Here is a 20,122-nt window from a genome sequence, read left to right as displayed (position 1 = left end):
CTCAGAACTCCTCGTGCGTCTCCGGGTCCCCGCCCAGGCGCCGGTGTGCGCGGTCGGTGAGCGCCGCCATCTCCGCCTCGGTCAGCTCGAAGCCGAAGACGTCGAGGTTCGCGCGCTGCCGGTCCCGGTCGCCGGACTTCGGGATCGGCAGCGCCCCGAGCTGCACGTGCCAGCGCAGCACCGCCTGACCGGGGGTGACCTCGTGCGCCCGCGCCACGGCGGCCACAGCCGGGTCGTCCAGGACGTCCGATCCCTGGCCCAGCGGGCTCCAGCTCTCGGTCACGATCCCCTTGTCGGCGTGATACGCGCGCAGCTCCTCCTGCGGGAAGAGGGGGTGCAGTTCGATCTGGTTGACGGCCGGCAGGACCCCGGTCTCCCTCTCCAGCCGCTCGATGTGGGCCGCCGTGAAGTTGGAGACGCCGATCGACCGCACCAGACCGTCCTCCCGGAGCCTGATCATGGCCTTCCAGGAGTCGACGTACTGGTCGACGCGGGGCAGCGGCCAGTGGATCAGGTACAGGTCCACGTACTCCAGGCCGAGGCGGGCCCGGGACTCCTCGAAGGAGGTCAGGGTCTCCTCGTAGCCGTGGTGGCGGCCCGGGAGCTTCGTCGTCACGACGACCTCCTCGCGCGGGACCCCGCTGCCGGTAACGCCTCGGCCGACACCCGTCTCGTTGCGGTAGTTGGTCGCCGTGTCGACGAGCCGGTAGCCGCTCTCCAGGGCGGTGCCGACCGCCCGTTCCGCCTCGGCGTCGTCCATCGGCCAGGTGCCGAGCCCGAGGGCGGGGATCTTCGTACCGTCGTTCAGCGTGTGCGCCGGGATGCTGATCACGTGCGGACCTTCCCTTGACTGTGTCGTGCCTCCAGCCTCACGGATAGGGTGAGCGGTGATCAACCTGACGGGCGGGGACGAGGACAGCGGACGGCATGGGAAGCACCGAGGAGCAGCGGTCGGCGGGATCCGGGCGGGCCACGTCACGGGACGTCGCCCGGCTCGCCGGGGTGTCCCACACGGCGGTCTCCTTCGTGTTCAACGGCCGCGCCGAGGGCAACCTCTCACCCGCCACCCAGGAACGCATCCGTGAGGCCGCGGCCGAGCTCGGCTACCGCCCCGACCCCGTCGCCCGCGGCCTGCGCCGCCGCCGTACGGCCGTGATCGGCCTGGTCACCGACGAGATCGCCTCCTCGCCGTTCGCCGGGCGGCTGCTGCGCGGGGCCATGGAGACGGCCTGGGACAGCGACCACCTGGTCCTGACCGTCGACTCCGGCGGCGACCGCGCCAAGGAGGACGCCGCCGTCGCCGAACTCCTCGACCGGCGCGTGGACGGCATCATCTACGCGGCCATGTCCCTGCGCCGGGTCCGGGTCCCCGAGGGCCTGCACCGCACCCACTCGGTGCTCGCCAACTGCGTGCCCGACGACGACTCCCTGCCGTCCGTCGTCCCCGCCGAGCGGGCCGGCGGCCGTACGGCGGCCCGGCTCCTCCTCGACCAGGGGCACCGCAGGATCGCGCTGGTCGGGGGCCAGGACGACATCGCCTCGGTGGAGCGGCTGCGGGGCTTCCGGGACGCGCTGCGCGCCGAGGGGATCACCGTCCCCAAGGAGTGGATCGTCCGCACCGGCGGCGAGATCTCCGGTGGCCACGAGGGTGCCACCCGGCTCCTCGACGGCGTCCCGGCGGACCGGCGTCCCACCGGGATCTTCTGCTACAACGACCGCGTCGCGGCCGGCGCCCTGCACGCCGCGACCCGGCTCGGCCTCACCGTCCCGGGCGACCTCTCGGTGGTCGGCTACGACGACCAGGAGCACATGGCCGCCTTCCTCGACCCGCCCCTCACCTCGGTCGCGCTGCCGCACCGGGCGATGGGCGAGGCGGCCGCCCGGCTGCTCCTGGACGCCATCGACACCGGCAGAACACCGCCCGCGACGGTACGGCGCCTCGCCTGCCCGGTGATCAGCCGCTCGTCGGTGGGACCTGCTCCCATCCGGTGACCTCGGCGTCCTCGCCCGTGACCAGGAGCTCGGGCACGTCGTCGGCGCGCCAGTAGATCCGCTCCGTGACACTCACGCGGTCGTCGACGAAGAGTTCGAACAGCGAGCCGTCGACCAGGAGCCGGACGGTCACTGCCCCGCCGTCGGCGCGGGCAGGACCGAGGGTGACCGGTCCCTGTCCGCCGGTACGCGGCCAGCCGTCGCGGTCCAGGGTCACGCTGCCTGCCTCCGGGTCCAGCGCCACCGTCAACTCCGCACCCGACGCCGAGCGGGCCAGGGACACGGTGGTGCGGGAACGGGCGGTGACCGTCAGGTCGTAGGCCCCGGGCAGCGGCACCCGGACACCGGGGTTCGTCGCGAACGGCTCGGCGGCGCGCAGGAGTTCGAGCTCGGGAGCGGGGGCCACGCGGAGCGTTCCGTCCGGGCCGACATCCATGACGCGGGGCGCGGTGAGGACCCCCGCCCAGCCGGCCCGGTCCGCCTCCTCCTGCTCGCGCGCCTCCCAGGACCAGCCCCACAGCAGGGCCCGCCCGGGCTCCTGGAGCGCGGTGGCCGCGTAGAGGTCGCGGCCGTGGTCGAGCCGGCCGCCGCCGCGCGGCACGAACCGCCCGGACTCCACCCGGCCCGTCAGATACGCGGTCCGCAGCGGCGATCCGTCCCAGAGCGACAGCACCAGAACCCAGTCCCCGCCGGGTGTCTCGAACAGCGCGGGGCACTCCCAGCCGGTCGCCTTGTCACCCAGCACCTCGGCGGCGACCGGGTCCCGGCCGTCGAGGAAGACGCCGGTGAACCGCCAGTCGAGCAGATCCTCGCAGTCGTACAGCAGGACCGACGGTGTCCCGTCGGCGTGCGCGGCGCCGACGAGTGCCTGGCGCCTGCCCTCCGCTCGGAAGACGAACGGGTCCCGGAACATCACCACGTCGAGCCCGGGCGGCGGGCCGCCGACCACCGGTGCGGGCAGCGGCTTCCAGTCGGTGAGCGTCTCGTCGTCCGGTACGACCGCCCGGGCCAGGCAAATGGTGCCGAGACCGGTGTGCCGGCGGTCGACGCCGGTGTACACGGCGGTCGGCACGCCGTCGTCGTCCACCACGCACCCCGACCAGCAGCCCGCCTCGTCCGGGCCGCCCGGTGTCGGGGTGAGGGCGAGGGGATGGTGTTCCCAGTGCGCGAGGTCGGGGCTGGAGACATGGCCCCAGTGGACGTTCGTGTGCCGGGGTTCCTGCGGGTTGTGCTGGTAGAAGAGGTGGTACCGGCCGCGCCAACGGAACGGTCCGTTGGGGTCGTTGACCCAGTGTGCGGGCGGACGGACCCGGAAGCGCGGGGCGTTGCGGTCGTGCGTCAACGGTTGACTCCTGCGGAGGTGATGCCCTCGCGGAGAGGGCGCTGGCCGACGAGGAACACGGCCACGGCGGGGATCATCGAGAGCACGACACCGGCGAGGACCACCGAGATGGAGCCGGTGCCGAGGTTGCCCTGGAGGGAGACCAGGCCGAGCGGGAGGGTGTAGTTCTGGCCTGAGGTCTCCAGGATCAGCGGCCGGAAGAACTCGTTCCAGTGGTAGTTGAAGGCGAGGACGCCGACGATCGCGAGGCCGGGCGTGGCCAGCGGCGCGTACACCGAACGGAAGGTCCGCCAGGGCCCGGCGCCGTCCAGCATCGCCGCCTCGCCCAGGTCCTTGGGCATGCCCAGGAAGTACTGGCGCATCAGGAAGGTGCCGAAGGCGGTCGGGAAGGCCGGGATGATCAGCCCGAGCAGGGTGTCGGTCAGGTGCATCGACTTCAGCACCAGGAACACCGGCACGATCGTGACCTGCAAGGGCACCATCATGGTCGCGAGCACCAGCCCGAACAGCGGCTTCTTGAAACGGAACTCAAGGCGGGCGAAGGCGTAACCCGCCAGCCCCGCGGTGATCATCTGGCCCACCGCGATCAGGGCGGTCACCAGCGTCGAGTTGAGGGCGAGCAGCCACACGTCGATCTGGTCGAAGACCCCGCGGTAGGAGTCGACCGTCGGGTGCGTCGGGATGATCCTCGGTGGCAGGTCGAAGGACTCGGCCGGGGTGCGCAGGGAGGTGGAGACCGTCCAGATGACCGGGCCGAGAGTCAGCAGGGCGCACAGGGTCAGACCGGCGATCCGCGCCCAGGGCGCGAGTGCGTGCCGGGTCCGGTTCATGGTCAAGGTCGCTTGGCTCATGGGGAGTTCACCCGGCTCACTGGTAGTGGACGAAACGCCGGCTGAGCCGGAACTGGAGGGCGGTGACCGCCATGATCAGCACGAACAGCAGCACGCCCACCGCGGACGCCTCGCCGAAGCGCAGCTGCTCGAACGCCGACTCGTAGATGACCATCACGACGGTGCGGGTGGAGTCGCCGGGACCGCCGTCGGTCAGCACGTACGGCTGCTCGAAGACCTGGAGCGCGTTGATGACCCCGACCACGGTCGCGACCAGCAGCGTCGGCGACAGCAGCGGCAACGTCACGTGCAGGTGCTTGCGCAGGCCGGTCGCCCCGTCGAGGGAGGCCGCCTCGTGGATCTCCTTGGGGATGTTGTTCAGACCGCCCACGAACAGCAGGAACGAGAACCCGAACTGCTGCCAGACATAGACCAGGATCACCGCCGCCATCGCCGAGTTCTCCGACGTCAGCCACGGCACCGGGGCGATCCCGATCAGCCCGAGCGCCCAGTTGACGACCCCGAAGTCCTGGTTGAACAGGTACTTCATCACCACCGAGATCGACGCCGCCGACAGCACCAGCGGGAAGAAGAACGCCGAACGGAACACCGAGCGCAGCCACATCGGCATCCGCCCGTTCACCGCGAGCGCCAGCGTCAGGGCGATCAGCAGCTGGAGCGCCACCGCGAGCACCATGAAGACGAGCGTGTTGCGGAAGGACACCAGCACCGTCGAATCGGTGAACACCTCACGGTAGTTGGCTGCCCCGGCCCACCGCGGCGAGTCGATGACGTTCCAGTGGAAGAGGCTCAGCACGAGCGAGCCGACGATCGGCACCACCGTGAAGACCACGATGCCGACGATCGTCGGAGCCAGGAACAGCGTGGCCAGCAGCCTGGTCCCGCGGTCCCGGGCGGAGAGCCGCACGGGGGCCTCGGGGGGAGCGCTTGCCGCCGTGGCGCGGGGCGGTCGTACGTCGGGTACCTGAGTGTTCGTCATACGTCACGCTCCATGGCCTTCTCCAGATCGCGCTGCATCCGGCGCAGCGCGGGGCCCACCGAGCGCCGCGAGGACAGGGCGGTCCCGGTGTGCTTGAGCAGTACCTGCTCCACCTCCGCGACCTGCGGCGGCGCCGGGATCGGCCCGGTGTCGGGGAACTTGTCGAGGGTGTCGTAGAAGACCTGCCAGTGCCGGGGGCCGATCTCCCGGTAGCGGTCCGCGGTCAGCATCGAACGGCGGGCCGGGGTGGTCTGGTTGGTCTCGAACAGCCGCATCAGGGTGTCCCGGCGGGCCGCGAACTTGATGAACTCCCACGCCTCGTCCTGCATCTTCGACGTACGCAGCAGTGCGTAGCCGGCCGCGCCGAACTGCATGCGCTGGGTGCGCCAGCGCGGGAAGTACTGCACGTCGAAGCTGCCGGGCTCCATACCGGCCAGATGCAGACCGCCCGCCCAGAAACCGCCTGCGGGCGTCACGCCGACGCGGCCGGTGGAGAACACCCCGATGAGGTTCTGGCCGTTGCCGCCCTCGGGGCGGGTGCACAGGTCCTCCTGGATGAGGGAGGCGAGATAGTCGTACGACTCCTCGACCCGCGCGTCCGTGGCCTGCGGGGTCGTCCACCGGAAACCGCCCCCGCGCCCCTGGCGCTCGGCGCTCGGGTAGAAGCCGTCCCACAGCCACGCGCCGCCCGGGGCCTTCGACTCGGCGAGCAGGTTGGTGCCGTTGGCGAAGAGCCAGGGGACGACCCCGCCCCAGAGGCGGTTGGTCCAGAAGTAGGGGGTGAACTGCGAGCCGCTCGACTTCTTCATGTCCCGCAGGAGTTCGGTGAAGTCGTCACGGGTCCAGTCGGCGGCCGGGAAGCCCGCGGCCGCCCGCTTGAGCACCTGGTCGTTGAGGTACATGTCGGCCGCGTTGAACTCGACCGGGAGCTGGTAGAGGCTGCCCTCGTACATCATCGACTCCACCAGCGAAGGGTGGACGTCGGCGAAGTACTCGCGCAGTTCGGCCGCGTCCCGCTTCACCCACTTGTCGAGGGCGACGCCGAGACGCTGGGCGAACAGCTGGACGCCCTCGGTGGCGACGTAGACGAGGTCGGGGGCGGTGCCGGCGGCGATCTGGGTGAGGATCTTCGCGAAGAAGTCCGACCAGTCGGTGGCCTGCACCGCGTTGATCCGCAGCTTGATGTCGGGGTGGACCTTCTTGAAGCCCTCGGTGAGCGTGCGGATCGCCTCGGGGCCGTAGGCGGGTCCGAGGGTGGCGACGACGAGGGAGCCGTCGTCGCGTCCGGGAATGTCGGCTCCGGTGAGCCGGTCCCAGCTCGCGGCGGTACCGGCGAGCGCGGCGGCGCCCGCACCGTAGGCGCCGTACCGCAGCAGGGTGCGACGGGTGACGTGCGAGTCGGTCATCCAACAGGGCCTAACTCGTGTTAGTCGGCAAGGGATGCCCCAGATGATGTGAGCGTGTCAGTGCGGTGTCAAGGTGCTGGGAGACTTGACCTTTAACGAGTTAGGTGAGGGGTGTTTCAGGTGAGGGGAGTGGATCGAGCGCACGGCGACGGGGGCGTGGGGCTCAGGGAGTGGGCGCCTGGGACGGGGGGCGTTTGGCTCAGGGAGTGGGCGCGTAGGGCGGGGGTTGGGGCTCAGGGAGTGGGCGCGTAGGACGTGCCGCCACCCGCGGCCATCGACTCGGCGATCAGCCGGTGGGTCTGCCGTCGCTCCTCGTCGGGGACGGGCGGCAGGAGTTCCTCCCACACCGGCAGGAAGGTGCCGCGCAGCTGGAGCAGCCCCGCCGGGCGTGCCAGCAGCCAGAAGTGCAGATGCGCGGCGCCGTCACCCCAGCGGTTGACGTGGACCCGGGCGACCCCGTCGAGGCCGAGCAGGGCCCGCTCGGCCCGCTGGAGCAGGGGGCCGAGTTCTGCGGCGCGCTCGGCGGGGAGGTCGGCCAGGTCGTGGTGGCCGCGGGGTTGCAGCAGGACGACCGCCGGGAGCCTGGACTCGGTGCCGATCGCGTCCAGGCGCCAGTGGTCGTCGGCCCACAGCGCCTCCGTGACCGGCTTGAGGCAGGTGCGGCACTGCTCGGGGCCGTGCTCCCCGTGGCGGTCGGGTTCGGGCAGGACGGGCGGCTGCAAGGGCCTGACCCGGAGGTCACCCTCGAAGGGAAACGTCTCCCAGGCGGCCACCGAGTCGGCGGGCAGGGGCAGCCGCTCGCCCGTGGGGAGGCGCCGTACGAACGCGCTCGGTTCCTGGGGAGTTGAGGAAGTGGCCACGGTGGGAAGTCAACCATGGGTGACACGCCCCGCGGGGCGCGTACCCGCGGTCGCACCACGGACACGGCGAGCTACGGAGCATGCATGACGACGGACAACGCCACGGCGGAGCGGGACCCGGGGATCGAGGTGAGCCCGGTCGCCGGGCACATCGGGGCCGAGATCACCGGCGTCGATCTCGCGGACGACCTCGACGACTCGGTGGTCGCCGCGATCCGGGCCGCGGTGCTGCGCTGGAAGGTGGTGTTCTTCCGCGGGCAGAAGCTCGACCACACCGGGCACGTGGCCTTCGCCCGCCGGTTCGGTGAGCCCGTCGTCCTGCGCAAGCGGGGCGGTGCGTCGCCCGCGGACTTCCCCGAGGTCGAGACGACGGCCGACCGGCTGGAGCTGGGCGGCAAGTTCGGCATGGAGCACGAGGAGTGGCTGCGGCGCAGGCGGCACACGCTGCTGCGCGGCTGGCACTGCGACCACGGCGCCCGTGTCGACCCGCCCGCCGCGACGATCCTGCGCGCCGAGACCGTCCCGCCGTACGGCGGCGACACGCAGTGGTCCAACCTCGCCGCCGCCTACGCCGGACTCTCCGGACCGGTACGGGAGTTCGTCGACGGACTGCGCGCGGAACACCGGCTCGGCGTCGGCTACCAGCCCCGTCCCGGGGACGACGCCTACGTCCGGCATCTGCTGGAGCACCAGGTGGCCTCCCTGCACCCGCTGGTGCGGGTCCACCCCGAGACGGGGGAGCGGATCCTCTACGTCAACGGCTACTACGTCGAGCAGATCGCCGGACTCTCGCGCCCCGAGAGCCGAGCCGTCCTTGACCTGCTCCTCGAACAGGCGGTGCGCCCCGAGTACACGGTCCGCTTCCGCTGGGAACCGGGCAGCGTGGCCTTCTGGGACAACCGCGCCACCATCCACCTGGCCCCCAGCGACAACGCCCACCTGGACTTCCCCCGCACGATGCACCGGGTGATGTTGGCCGGCGACTTGCCGGTGGGCGTGGACGGCAGGGCGTCGGAGGCGATCACGGGGACGGAGGTGGGGCGGTGGTGACGGAGGGTTCGGCCGGGGCTCGGGCTGCGTAGACCCGGGCCCAGGTCGCCCCGAGCAGGCAGGGCTTGGGCTGTCACCTGGACAGACGCAGGCCCTGCCTCGCTACCCGAGCGGACGCCCTTCCCGGATGCGCCGGGCGTCCTGTGTGCCGGGCGAGCACGGGCAGACGCGGGCGCCTGGCGCCACCCGAAAAGGCCCGGCCCCAGGACGCCTCCCGAGCGGACCCACCCAGACGGACGCTCGGGTCGGCCAGGCCCGGACCCGGACGGTCGGGCAGACGTCGCTTCCGGTGCGGCACCGGTCGCGCCGGCAGCCGACGTCGTCCACCTCGACCCTGCCCCGGCGATGTCCTCGGACGGCGCAGCCCGCCATGTCGATGTCGGCCCGGCCCGGCCCGCGCAGGGCGCCGACAGGGCTGCTGTCGGCCTTGGTCGAGGTCGTGAGGGGAGGCGTCCTGTCCAACTGCTCGACCTCGCCAGGACATTAGCTCCCCCGGAAAGCGCCGCACCCTCTTGCATGTTCTATGTCATCCACCTTAAGTTACTAACTGGTAGAGGCATCGCTCGATGCTTCGCCGTAGGCGGGAAGGGAGCGGGATGACCCCACGCAAGGGTGGCAGCCGGGACCGCATGGTGCTCAGCGCCGCCGCGCTGCTGGGCGAGTTCGGGGCCGGCGCCACGAGCATCGACCGGGTGCTCGCGCACAGCAATGCCCCGCGCGGCTCGGTCTACTACCACTTTCCCGACGGGCGAGCGCAACTGATCGACGAGGCGGTCGCGCTCGCGGGCGACTTCATCGCGGGACTGATCGACGCCGCGACGCAGGCCGACGACGCTCTCACGGCGATCGACACGTTCTTCGGGTTCTGGCGTCAGCGGCTCGTCGACAGCGACTTCCGCAGCGGCTGTCCGATCGTGGCGGTGGCCGTGGAGGCAAACGACGACGCTCCGCAGCTGGCCCGCTCGGCGGCGGCCGTGTTCGCCCGCTGGCAGGAGGCCCTCGCCGGCCTGTTCCTGAAGAACGGTCTGCCGGAGGAGCGCAGCAAGCGATTGGCCGCGTTCGTCATCGCCGCCGTCGAAGGCGCGGTGATCATGTGCCGGGCCGAAGAGAGCACCGTCCCCTTGGAGGCAGCCGCCGCCGAGATCCACGAGCTGCTCGCCGCTGCCCTGCCGCGCCGACCCTGAGGCGTGCCACGCGCATCGGCGTGCCGCGCTTTCCCTCCCCATCCCACCGCACCCAGGAGGCCCCATGCCCACTCTCGACCGGCAGGGAAGCGTCTTCGTACTCGACCTCGGGGACGACGAGAACCGCTTTCATCCGGACTGGATCAACGCCGTCAGTGCCGCACTCGACGAGGTGGAGAAGGCGGACGGCCCCCGTGCCCTGGTCACCGCCGCCACCGGCAAGTACTACTCCAACGGCCTCGACCTGGACTGGCTGTTCGCCCACGCCGACCAGCACCAGGACTACGTCGTCTCCGTCCACGAACTGTTGGCGCGGATGCTGTCGCTGCCGGTCGTCACCGTCGCCGCACTACAAGGGCACACCTTCGCCGCCGGCGCGATGTTCTCCCTCGCCCACGACTTCCGCGTGATGCGTGCCGACCGCGGCTACTGGTGCCTGCCCGAAGCGGACATCAACATCCCCTTCACCCCCGGCATGGCCGCACTCATCCAGTCCCGGCTGGCGCCGCAGACCGCCCACGCCGCCATGCTCACCGCCCGCCGATACGGGGGCGCCGACGCCGCGGCCGCCGGCATCGTCGACCAGGCGGTCAGCGAGGACGCCGTGCGTTCCACCGCGATCGAGATCGCCGAGGCGCAGGTGAACAAGGCCGGCGACACCCTCGGCACCATCAAGGCCCGCATGTACGCCCCGGCCCTGGCCACGCTGCGCGACACCGTCCACCCCCTGGGCTGACGGTCCGCACATCCCTGCCCGCCGCCCTCGGCCGCGGGTTCCCACGCCGCGGCTGGTTGGCGGTGCTGACGAGGAGAACCACATGACCGACCAGGCCGACACTGCCAGGTGGCACAAGACGGCGTGCATTCTGTGCGAGAACAACTGCGGCATCCAGATCCAGACCGACGGCCGGCGCTTCGCAAAGATCCGCGGCGACAAGGAACACGTCGCCACCGGCGGCTACACCTGCAACAAGGCCCTGCGTCTGGACCATTACCAGAACGGCATGGAACGTCTGACCACGCCTCTGCGCCGCGAGCCGGACGGCAGCTTCACGCCCGTGGACTGGGACACCGCGGTACGCGAGATCTCCGCTCGGCTCACGTCGGTGCGCGACACCCACGGCGGCAAGTCGATCTTCTTCTACGGCGGCGGAGGCCAGGGCAACCATCTCGGCGGCGCCTACAGCGGGGCCCTGATGGGTGCCCTGGGCGCTCGCTACCGCTCCAACGCCCTGGCCCAGGAGAAGACGGGCGAGGGCTTCGTCGACGCCCATCTGACCGGTGGTCACACGGTGGGGGACTTCGAGAACGCCGAGGTCTCCGTCTTCATCGGGAAGAACCCCTGGCAGACGCACGGGGTCTCCCGGGCCCGTACCGTGCTCAAGGACATCGCCAAGGACCCCCTCCGCACCATGATCGTCATTGATCCGGTGCGGACCGAGACCGCCGACCTCGCCGACATCCACCTGCAGCTGCGGCCCGGAACCGACGCCTGGTGTCTGTCGGGCATCCTCGGCGTCCTGGTCCAGGAGGACCTCGTCGACCACGCCTTCCTCGACTCCCGCACCACCGGGGCGGCAACCGTGCTTGATCAGCTGAAGGCCGTGGACGTCGGCCACTGTGCCGCCACGTGCGGACTCGACGAGGAACTCCTGCGCACGACGGCCCGCCGGATCGCAGCCGCCTCCAGTGTCTCGACGTACGAGGACCTGGGCGTCCAGCAGGGCCCCAACAGCACCCTCGTCTCCTACCTCAACAAGCTGATCTGGCTGCTGACCGGCAACTTCGGCAAGCAGGGCGCGATGCAGCCGCATTCGTGGGTCGCCTCGCTCTTCCAGTACAGCACCCGCCCCCGCCGCACCCCCGTCACGGGCGCGCGGATGCCCGGCGGCCTGGTGCCCTGCAACGTCATCGCCGAGGAGATCCTCAACGACCATCCCGACCGGTTCCGGGCGATGATCATCGAGTCCTCCAACCCGGCGCACTCCCTTGCCGATTCCGCGACCTTCGCCGAGGCACTCGACAGACTCGACCTGGTCGTCGTCATCGACGTCGCGCTCACCGAGACCGGGCGCCGGGCCGACTACGTGCTGCCGGCCGCGTCCCAGTACGAGAAGTGGGAGGCCACCTTCTTCACCTTGGAGTTCCCGCACAACACCTTCCACCTGCGTGCCCCGGTGCTCGACCCGCTGCCCGGCACGCTGACCGAACCCGAGATCTACGCCCGCCTGATCCGGGAACTCGGCACCGTCCCCCGCAGCCGCCTCTCCCTGCTGCGTGCCGCGGCGCGCCTGGGCCGCACCCCGTACAAACTCGCGTTCGCCGCCCTGGCCGTCCTCGACAGGAGCACCATCAAGGCGGCCCCGTATCTGCTGTACGAAACCCTCGGTCCCACCCTCCCGGACGGCGCCCGCTCCGCCGCCGTGCTGTGGGCGCTCTGCCTGCGCATCGCCCACAAGTACCCCAAGGCCATGCGCCGTGCCGGGCACGTCACCGCGGAAGCCCTGTTCGACGCGATCCTCAAGGGCCGTTCCGGGGTCGTCTTCACCGAGGACGAGTACGACGACGCCTGGGACTACGTGCCGCACCCCGGCCGGCGCATCCCGCTGCCCATTCCGGAACTGCTCGATCTGCACGCCGAGTTGGACACCACTGCGGCCGTGCACACCACCGAGGAGTTCCCCATCGTCCTGGCCGCCGGACAGCGGCGTGCGTTCACCGCGAACACCATCATCCGCGACAGCACCTGGCGCCTGCGCGACAAGGGCGGCACGCTGCGCATCAGCCCGCAGGATGCCGAGCGGCTCGGACTCGACGACGGGGCGCCCGCCCGGATCACCACGGAGCGCGGCACCGCGGACACCACCGTCGAGATCGACGACCGCATGCAGGCCGGGCACGCCGCCCTGCCCAACGGCTTCGGTCTCGATCTCCCCACCGGCGACGGCGGGACCGAACGCACCGGTGTCGCCCCCAACACCCTCACCGACCTGCGCCGGCGCGACCCCATAGCGGGCTCCCCCTGGCACAAGCACGTACCCGCCCGCATCGAGGCTCTCCCCGTCTGACCCGCCGCCCAAAAAAGTCAGACCGGTCCGCGGACTCCGGTGTGCCCAGGTCCGCGGACCCGGGCACACCCGCGAGGAACGACCGTGCCGTGTGAGCACCCCGGCTGACACGCGGCGACGGCGAAGACCTTCGCCCAGGGCCCGGAGCAGATCTAGGCCCCGGGGCGCCATCCCAGTGCCGGGCCCAGCTTCGTTGCCATGTCTGTCAGGATCTGTACGTAGTCCTCGTGTTCGAAGGTGAACGGGAGGGCGAAGGCCACCTCGTCCACCTCGCGGAACGCCGCGTGTGCCTGGAGGCGTTCGGCGATCTCCTGGGACGTGCCGACGATGTCCGGTGCGAACATCATCCGGGCCGGGCCCTGGGGCGAGGCCGTTCGAGGGGTGCGCTTCGCGGCGTACTCCTCGTACCTGGCCCGCTGCTCGGAGGAGGCGGAGTCGGTGGGGATGACGACGAGACCCTGCGAGACACGGGCCTGATCGCCGTCGGGGTGGGCGGCGCGGAAGGCCCGGATGTGCGAGAGCTGGATCTCGGCGAAGTCGTACGGCCCCTCGGGCGCCTCCGCCTTGACGACACTGCTGGTCAGGAAGTTCATGCCGTGCTCGCCCGCCCAGCGCGCCGACCGCAGGCTGCCGCCGCCGTACCAGAGCCGCCGGCCCAGGCCGGGGGAGTGCGGCTGGACCCGGTCGGAGAAGACCTCGAAGCCCCGCGTCCCGCTGAAGTCGCTCGCCGGCTTGCCGCGCACCAGGTCCAGGAGGCGTCGCACCCGCTCGTAGGAGAAGTCCTCGGCGTCGGCCGTGTCCGGGTACAGTGCCCCCTTGATGTCGTCGAAGTGCATCGGCGGCCCCACGCTCACACCCGGGTTGATCCGGCCCCCGGACAGGACGTCCACGGTCGCCAGGTCCTCGGCCAGCCGCAGCGGGTTCTCCCAGCCGAGCGGGATGACGGCCGTGCCCAGCTCGATGCGCCGGGTCCGCTGGGAGGCCGCTGCCATGACGGCGACCGGGGACGAGATGCCGTACTGGAGATGGCGGTGGCGCAGCCAGGCACTGTCGAAACCGAGCTGCTCGCCGAGTTCGATGATCTCCAGCGTCGACTCGTGGCCGCGTCGCGGGTCCGACTCGTCGAACAGTCCGATGGTCAGGAAGCCCAGCTTGCGCAGGGGGCGGGGGGTGGACGGCACGGGCTCCTCCGGGAAGCTTGATGAATCAAGTAGTCCTGCTGGGGGAACTCCCGCGCCGCCCACCGTGTTCCCGGTCAGCGCAGCGGAATGATCACCTCGTCCTCGACGGGGGGTTCGACCTCCTGGGCGAGATTGCCGGTGGCCGCGAAGCAGCGCAGACGTACGGCCTCCGGGGTGACGTCCAGCCGCAGGAAGCACTTGAAGAACGGCGGGCTGTAGGTCGCCGAGCTCGGCGAGAACAGCTGGGTGTAGATCTTGCGCACCGGAAGTCGGAACCGTGAGGTGCGGTCGGGCCGGCCCCCTGCGCCCAGGAGACTCGCGACGAGGCGGGTGCGGAAGGTGACCCGGGCGGGCTCGCCGGGGAGCCGGGTGGGCGGGATGCCGAGCCGCTCCGCGATCACCGCGGTGGCCTCGGCCTCGGTCAGGGTGAAGAACCGGCGCAGGTGCAGACGGCGGCCGTAGAGCCTGCTGTAGAAGGCCAGCGAGTCGCCGCGCAGCGGATAGCACCGGAAGTCCTGCTCGGTGACGTCGGCGATCGACACCCGGGGGATGGTGTGGGTGGCGTGCATGAACGCGCCGCCGCCGCCCGAGACGACGTACTGGACGGTCCTGCCGTCCACGTCGACCGGGTAGCGCTGGTAGTTGTGGATGTCGCCGCCTATCGCCGCGACGAAGTGGTGCTCCGGGGCGCGCACGATCTCGTCGACCGTGCCACCGCCCTCGATGGCACAGGGGTGGTGCTCGCCGTCCACGTACAGGGGCGAGCCGGTGATGAGGATCTTCGGGCGGGGGCCCTGGGAGACCTCGCGCAGCCACGCGCCCTGTTCGGCGTCGATGGTGCCGAGCAGTCCGGTGTCGATGCCGATGATGCGCAGCGGACCTGCGTCGACGGCCCAGTACGGGCCCGGCTGTACGGCCTGTTGAGCCGGGTCCGCACGCAACCGGCGTGCCTGGTCGAGGTGTTGACCGTCGTGGGGGCGAGGCCGGTGCCACAGCAGCGAGCGCAGCCAGGAGCGGCTGAGGGGGCGGGCCCGAGGTTCGGGATCGAGGGGCGGGGCGTCGTCGCAGAAGACTCGCATGAACGCGCCGAGGTCCTCGTACCAGTCGTGGTTGCCGGGTATCGCGTAGATCGGCGCCGGATAGTCCTGGTAGGGACGGAAGAACTTGGTGTCGTAGTCGTCCGCGCTGCCGACGGGGTAGATCACGTCACTGGCGACGACCGTGAACCTGGTGTCCTGACTGATTCTCAGAAACCCTGGCACGACGGCGTACTGGGGGTCGTCGCCCTCGCCGGTGTCGCCGATGACCATGAAGGAGAAGCGTTCCGGGTCCGCGCGCCGGATCACCTTGTCGGCGGGTGCGCCGGCCGCCGCGCGCTGGGCCACCCAGCGGTTTCGGGTACGGCCCGTGGGGTCCCCGAGCCAGGAGGCGACCACGCCGTTGCGGGCGGCCCACAGCGTCTTCGGGTTCAGCCACGAGATCTTCTCGACCTTGGGCGGCATCAGCCGCTTGTACTCGCCGAGTCGGGTGGGGCCCCAGCCGGCGCCTTCGGCGGTATCGCGTGAGGAGTCAGACACCGGTGCACCGTAACAACGATCTAGAACCGGCCCGACGGGGGAGTCACCTTCGCGGGCCGCGGGGCACGGCCCACTGCGGATCCTGCGGCGCGCGGGCCTGGACCACCCTGGGCGCCTCATCCTCCCGGAGCGACTGGTTCTCCTGGTTCTCCGAGTGCTCGAAGAGCGAGCCGGACCGCGGGGCGGCGACGACGGCCGACGCCGTTGAGCGGTTCCAGTCGCCGTCGCCGAGCACCAGCAGCGGGTCGAACATGACGACAACTCCCGCCAGGAGCAGGAAGATCGCAGGACCCACCAGCATGGGCAGGAGCAGCGAGGTGGGGGAGTCACCCGCCCACGATCCGCCGGTCCGGCCGTGCACATGGACGCTGACCGCGGACATGCCCGTGTAGTGCATCCCCGTCACCGCGACGCCCATGATCAGGCTGGCGCCCAGGCTCGTCAGGAAACCCCGGATGGTGACGGCCGCCCACAGAGCCGCGGTCGCCGCGACGACGGCGATGGCCACGGAGAGCGCGACGACCAGGGGGTCGTAGTGGATCGTCCCGTTCAGGTGCAGCGCCGCCATGCCGAGGTAGTGCATGGCCGCCACGCCGAGCCCGGTGATCACGCCCGCGAAGGACAGGTTCAGGGTGCTGGCGCCCCGGTAACCGACGATGAACACGCCGATGCCGACGACGACGATCGCCACGGCGAGACTGAGCACCGTGAGCGCGACGTCGTAGCGGATCCGGGTCTCCACGACCTGGAAACCGATCATGGCGATGAAGTGCATCGTCCAGATGCCGCAGCCGATCGAGGCGGCGCCGAGGGCCAGCCAGCCCGGCTTCCACGACTCGCTGCTGAGCAGGGTCCGCACGATGCAGCGCAGTCCCAGGGCCCCTCCCAGGCACGCCATCACAAACGCGGCGACCGGGGTCACCAAGCCGTAGCGGAATCCGTCGACGGTGCCTTCCATGAGCCAACTCCCCCCAGAGTCTTGGCCGGTAGTGGAGGAAGGGTTACGGCTGCGGATCGCGTAAATCAAGCCATTACCGTGGGTAAGAGAGAAACTCGCCGGTGACGGCGTTGAACTTTAGTCACATGAGGGCGAGTTTCGGCCAAGCGTGCTCATGGGGCTCAGGAGTGTGCCAGAGTTGAGCGATTTTCGGCATTTCCGTTGCGGAGACGCCCGGGGGCCGACGGAGAAAAACTGGTGTCGGTCCACGGAGAAAAGCGGTTGTCGCTCCGTCGTCCGGCATGGACGATCTCAGCCCGTGACGACACGCACCGAATCCCCCGCCCGTCCGCTCGCCCTGATCACCGGCGTCGGGCGCACCGTCGGCATCGGCGCCGGGCTCGCCCTGCAACTGGCCTCCTCCGGATGGGACATCGCCTTCACCTACTGGAACCCCTACGACGCGCGCATGACCTGGGGCGCCGAACCCGGCGCGACCGCGAAGATCGAGGGACTGCTGACCGAGCGGGGCGCCGCCACCGCCGCCATCGAGGCGGACCTCGCCGAACCCGACACCCCGGCCCGGGTCTTCGACGAGGTGGAGCGCCGGCTCGGTCCCGTCACCGCGCTGGTCTTGAGCCACTGCGAATCCGTGGACTCCGGGCTGTTCGACACCACCGTCGAGAGCTTCGACCGGCACTTCGCCGTCAACACCCGGGCGACCTGGCTGCTGATCCGGGAGTTCGGACGCCGCTTCACCGCACCGCCGGGCACCGGGCGGATCATCAGTCTCACCAGCGACCACACCGTGGGCAACCTGCCCTACGGGGCGAGCAAGGGGGCGATGGACCGCATCACCCTGGCCGCCGCCCATGAACTCGCCCACCTGGGCGTGACCGCCAACGCCGTCAACCCCGGCCCCGTCGACACCGGTTGGATGTCCGAGGAGGACCGGGCGCACTGCCTCGCGGCCACCCCCCTCGGCCGTCTCGGCACCCCGCGGGACACCGCGCACCTGGTGGACTTCCTCTGCTCACCGGAAGGCCAGTGGGTCAACGGCCAACTGCTGAACAGCAACGGGGGTTTCGCGTGAGCGCGGCCGTGCCGTGACGCACGCCTAGGAGAAGAACTCGCCCAGCAAGGGCAGCAGCAGCGATGTCCGCCGCATGAGCGTCATGTGCCTGGTGGCGGGGAGTACGGCCAACTGCGCCCCGGGGATCAGGTGTTGCATCTCCGCCGCGTGCTCCACGCGTACGAAGTCGCTGTCTCCGACGACCAGCAGCGTGGGCGCCCGCAGTCCGCGCAGCTCGTCGGCGGTCCAGGGAAGCGGGGCCTGTGCCGCCGCGGAGGTCTTCGCGAGGAACTCCTGGAAGTGCTCGGGGTGCGGTGCCACGGCCGCGTAGGCGTCGGCCATCTCCTGGAAGTCCGCCTGGCTGGGCAGCAGGGGCGAGCTGTAGTCCGGTACGCGCACCTCCTCGTGGACGCCTTCCTGGGTGTACATGGTGGAGGCGAGCGCCAGCCGTCCGACGCGCTCGGGGTACCGGACGGCGATCTCCAGCGCGGTCAGGCCGCCCAGGCTGAACCCGAGGAAATCGGCCTGTCGCACACCGAGTTCGTCCAGCAGCGCCACCACGTCGGAGGCCAGACCGGGCACGGAGATGTCACGGTCGATGTCGGCGGTGTGTCCGTGCCCCTGGAGTGCGGGAGCCACCACCCGCCGGTGGGCGGCCAGTTCGGGCAGCACACCCGCGAATGTCAGATCCACGGTGAGGACGCCGCCGTGCAGCAGCACCAGCGGACGGCCCTCCTCGTGGTCCGCGCCATGGATCTCGTAGTACATCTCCAGACCGTTGACCTTGGCGTAGGCGGAGCTGCTCGGCATCGTCATCACATCCGTTCTGCGGAAGTCGTATGTGAGGTAGACCGTGGCAGCGCCGGAAAGTCATCGCGGCCCCGACGGGGAGAGGGGGCTTCGCGGACCTGTCCGGTTAGAGGGCCACCATCCGTTTAGAGGGCCACCATCCGTCCGCTGCGGCCCTGGAGCCGGACCGAGGCCAGGACCGAGCAGACCGCGGCCGTGCCGAAGAGGGTGCCGCAGGCAGTCGCCGCGGTGGGGGTGTCGCCCGCCAGTGCGGCGCGCAAGCCGTGTGCGGCCCAGTAGCCGGGGGAGGCCGGGGCCACGTCCGCGACCCAGCCGGGCAGGACGGCGAGCGGGACGAGCGCGCCGCCGACGCTGCTGAGGAGCATCCCGCCGATGTCGTAGGCGGCGGAGAGCTCGCCCATCGTGCGGACCAGCACCCCGAGCAGCGCCCCGAGGCCGAGCAGCGTGCAGCTCCAGCTGAGCAGGACCCCCAGCAGCAGGAACGGATGCGGCACGCGCAGTCCGAACACGCACACCCCGAAGCCGACGATCAGCAACTGCTGCGCGAGCAGAGCGGTGAGCACGGGCACGGCCTTGCCCAGCAGCAGCTCCGCCGGGTGCAGAGGAGTGCCGCGCAGCCGGTCCCAGGTGCGGCCGAGGCGCTCGGAGAGGATCGCGTTGCCGGAGATGCTGAGGGCGAGCAGCGAGAACGTGACCAGCGTGCCGACGACCGCTTGCTCGGTACCGGCCGCGTGGCCCTGCGCGGACAGATAGAGCGGGCGCAGCAGGGTCATGAAGACCAGCGGCAGGATCATCCGGCTCAGCAAAGGGCCCGGTTCGCGCAGCATCAGCAGCGTGTTGTGGCGGATCAGGACGCCCAGACGGGTCGCGGAGTCACGCGGCTGCATCGTGGGACTCCGTCCGCGTGGGCGCCGCGGCCTGGGCGACCGTGGACTGCTGTGTCGTGGGCTCCGTCGGTCCGGCCTCCGGTGTCGTGGTCTCCAAGGAGTGGTACAGGTCGTCCAGGCCGGGCCGGTGGACGTCGACGGAGGCGGGCGTGCGGCCGGAGGCGAGCAGGGCCGCCAGATCGGCGCCGGGATCCTTGGTCGGCGTGCGGAGTTCGGGTTCGGCCGGGTCGGCGAAGGTGACCCGGAGTTCGCCGGGAAGGTGCCGGGTGAGCTCCTCCTGGGTGCCGCGCGCGATGACCCGGCCGGCTCGCGCGATCGCCAACGTGGCGTCCAGGTCGACGAGTTCGGGGAGGTAGTGGGTCGTGTAGACGACGGCGGCACCGGTTTCGGCGCGAGCCCTCACCGCGGCCAGCAGAGCCGAGCGGGTCTCCGGATCGGCACCGGCCGTCGGCTCGTCGAGCAGCAGGAGCGGCGGTGAGCCGACCATCGCCGTGGCCGCCTGGACCCGGCGCCGCTGTCCGCCGGACAGGATGCCCACGGGCCGGTCCGCGACCGCGGACAGCTGGAGCTCCTCCAGGACCCGGGTGATCCCCGCGTCCCGGCGCCGGCCCCGGAGCCCGGCCAGCCCGGCGAGCAGCCGCAGGTTCTCCCGCACGGTGACACTGCCGTAGAGGGCCAACTCCTGCGGAGCCACCCCGACGAGCCGCCGGGCGTCCCGGCCCTCGCTCAGCGCGTCGAACGGCCCGATGCGGACGCTTCCCGCGTCGGGCCGCACCAGACCGGTGACGATCTCCACGAAGGTCGTCTTGCCCGCGCCGTTGTGACCGATCAGACCGACGATCTCGCCCGGCTCGACCGTCAGATCGAAACCGTCGAGCGCGCGATGACGGCCGTAGGACTTCACCAACCCGTTCGTGACGAGCATC

The 20,122-nt window shown here is 71.0% G+C and carries 18 protein-coding genes; 6 read left to right on the top strand and 12 right to left on the bottom strand.

Annotated elements, in window-relative coordinates; translation table 11 throughout:
* Position 1 precedes the first annotated feature (1 nt).
* Entirely contained in the window at positions 2-832 is an 831-nt protein-coding gene (locus tag AQJ54_RS28725; protein WP_062242070.1) for an aldo/keto reductase, read from the bottom strand.
* A gap of 95 nt (positions 833-927) precedes the next feature.
* Here AQJ54_RS28725 and AQJ54_RS28720 point away from each other — a divergent pair, with 95 nt between their 5' ends.
* Positions 928-1,992, top strand: coding sequence for a LacI family DNA-binding transcriptional regulator (locus tag AQJ54_RS28720; RefSeq protein WP_062242068.1), 1,065 nt, complete (start codon positions 928-930; stop codon positions 1,990-1,992).
* On the opposite strand, the gene AQJ54_RS28715 is transcribed toward AQJ54_RS28720, so the two are convergent.
* The 5 genes from AQJ54_RS28715 to AQJ54_RS28695 form a co-directional block, all read right to left on the bottom strand.
* Positions 1,955-3,334 (bottom strand): glycoside hydrolase family 32 protein, encoded by a 1,380-nt coding sequence (locus AQJ54_RS28715; RefSeq protein ID WP_062242066.1) that lies wholly within the window; start codon positions 3,332-3,334, stop codon positions 1,955-1,957. The two genes, AQJ54_RS28720 and AQJ54_RS28715, sit on opposite strands and share 38 nt — an antisense overlap.
* Positions 3,331-4,185, bottom strand: a complete 855-nt coding sequence (locus tag AQJ54_RS28710; RefSeq protein ID WP_062242064.1) for a carbohydrate ABC transporter permease — start codon at positions 4,183-4,185, stop codon at positions 3,331-3,333. The genes AQJ54_RS28715 and AQJ54_RS28710 overlap by 4 nt, the downstream gene beginning before the upstream one ends.
* Positions 4,186-4,201: 16 nt before the next feature.
* On the bottom strand, positions 4,202-5,164 hold the full coding sequence (locus tag AQJ54_RS28705; protein WP_062242062.1) for a carbohydrate ABC transporter permease: 963 nt from the start codon (positions 5,162-5,164) through the stop codon (positions 4,202-4,204).
* A complete protein-coding gene (locus tag AQJ54_RS28700) occupies positions 5,161-6,570 on the bottom strand; it encodes an extracellular solute-binding protein (RefSeq protein ID WP_062242060.1) in 1,410 nt (469 codons plus the stop codon). The genes AQJ54_RS28705 and AQJ54_RS28700 overlap by 4 nt, the downstream gene beginning before the upstream one ends.
* A gap of 233 nt (positions 6,571-6,803) precedes the next feature.
* Entirely contained in the window at positions 6,804-7,430 is a 627-nt protein-coding gene (locus tag AQJ54_RS28695) for an HIT family protein (RefSeq protein ID WP_062242057.1), read from the bottom strand.
* An 84-nt stretch (positions 7,431-7,514) separates the two neighbouring features.
* On the opposite strand from AQJ54_RS28695, the gene AQJ54_RS28690 reads away from it, so the two are divergent.
* The 4 genes from AQJ54_RS28690 (at position 7,515) to AQJ54_RS28675 (ending at position 12,732) form a co-directional block, all read left to right on the top strand.
* On the top strand, positions 7,515-8,480 hold the full coding sequence (locus AQJ54_RS28690) for a TauD/TfdA dioxygenase family protein (RefSeq protein WP_062242055.1): 966 nt from the start codon (positions 7,515-7,517) through the stop codon (positions 8,478-8,480).
* Between the two features lie 596 nt (positions 8,481-9,076).
* Positions 9,077-9,664 carry a TetR/AcrR family transcriptional regulator gene (locus AQJ54_RS28685; RefSeq protein WP_243659826.1) on the top strand — a complete coding sequence of 196 codons (588 nt, stop codon included), beginning with the start codon at positions 9,077-9,079 and terminating at the stop codon, positions 9,662-9,664.
* Positions 9,665-9,728: 64 nt separating this feature from the next.
* A complete protein-coding gene (locus AQJ54_RS28680; RefSeq protein WP_062242053.1) occupies positions 9,729-10,400 on the top strand; it encodes an enoyl-CoA hydratase-related protein in 672 nt (223 codons plus the stop codon).
* An 82-nt stretch (positions 10,401-10,482) separates the two neighbouring features.
* A complete protein-coding gene (locus AQJ54_RS28675; protein WP_062242052.1) occupies positions 10,483-12,732 on the top strand; it encodes a molybdopterin-dependent oxidoreductase in 2,250 nt (749 codons plus the stop codon).
* 152 nt (positions 12,733-12,884) lie between these two features.
* On the opposite strand, the gene AQJ54_RS28670 is transcribed toward AQJ54_RS28675, so the two are convergent.
* The 3 genes from AQJ54_RS28670 to AQJ54_RS28660 all read right to left on the bottom strand — a co-directional run bounded on the left by AQJ54_RS28670 (position 12,885) and on the right by AQJ54_RS28660 (position 16,448).
* Positions 12,885-13,913: an LLM class flavin-dependent oxidoreductase gene (locus AQJ54_RS28670; protein WP_062030625.1), complete on the bottom strand. Its 1,029-nt coding sequence runs from the start codon at positions 13,911-13,913 to the stop codon at positions 12,885-12,887.
* 74 nt (positions 13,914-13,987) lie between these two features.
* The gene (locus AQJ54_RS28665; RefSeq protein WP_062242051.1) at positions 13,988-15,490 is read right to left on the bottom strand and encodes a metallophosphoesterase family protein; all 1,503 of its coding nucleotides are present in this window, start codon (positions 15,488-15,490) and stop codon (positions 13,988-13,990) included.
* Between the two features lie 43 nt (positions 15,491-15,533).
* Entirely contained in the window at positions 15,534-16,448 is a 915-nt protein-coding gene (locus AQJ54_RS28660; protein ID WP_062242049.1) for an MHYT domain-containing protein, read from the bottom strand.
* A gap of 298 nt (positions 16,449-16,746) precedes the next feature.
* Between AQJ54_RS28660 and AQJ54_RS28655 the strand changes: the two genes are divergently transcribed.
* Entirely contained in the window at positions 16,747-17,520 is a 774-nt protein-coding gene (locus AQJ54_RS28655) for an SDR family oxidoreductase (protein WP_062242047.1), read from the top strand.
* A 24-nt stretch (positions 17,521-17,544) separates the two neighbouring features.
* Here AQJ54_RS28655 and AQJ54_RS28650 read toward each other — a convergent pair whose 3' ends face one another.
* The 3 genes from AQJ54_RS28650 to AQJ54_RS28640 form a co-directional block, all read right to left on the bottom strand.
* Entirely contained in the window at positions 17,545-18,309 is a 765-nt protein-coding gene (locus tag AQJ54_RS28650; protein ID WP_248845453.1) for an alpha/beta fold hydrolase, read from the bottom strand.
* A gap of 125 nt (positions 18,310-18,434) precedes the next feature.
* The gene (locus AQJ54_RS28645; RefSeq protein ID WP_062242043.1) at positions 18,435-19,196 is read right to left on the bottom strand and encodes an ABC transporter permease; all 762 of its coding nucleotides are present in this window, start codon (positions 19,194-19,196) and stop codon (positions 18,435-18,437) included.
* On the bottom strand, positions 19,183-20,121 hold the full coding sequence (locus AQJ54_RS28640; protein ID WP_062242041.1) for an ABC transporter ATP-binding protein: 939 nt from the start codon (positions 20,119-20,121) through the stop codon (positions 19,183-19,185). Before AQJ54_RS28640 ends, AQJ54_RS28645 begins: the two co-directional genes overlap by 14 nt.
* Between the last annotated feature and the right edge of the window lies 1 nt (position 20,122).

The sequence above is a fragment of the Streptomyces griseorubiginosus genome, from assembly GCF_001514195.1.
Lineage (GTDB): Bacteria > Actinomycetota > Actinomycetes > Streptomycetales > Streptomycetaceae > Streptomyces > Streptomyces griseorubiginosus.
The sequence above is the reverse complement of the archived record's forward strand: the minus strand, read 5'-3'. Positions and strand labels throughout refer to the sequence as shown.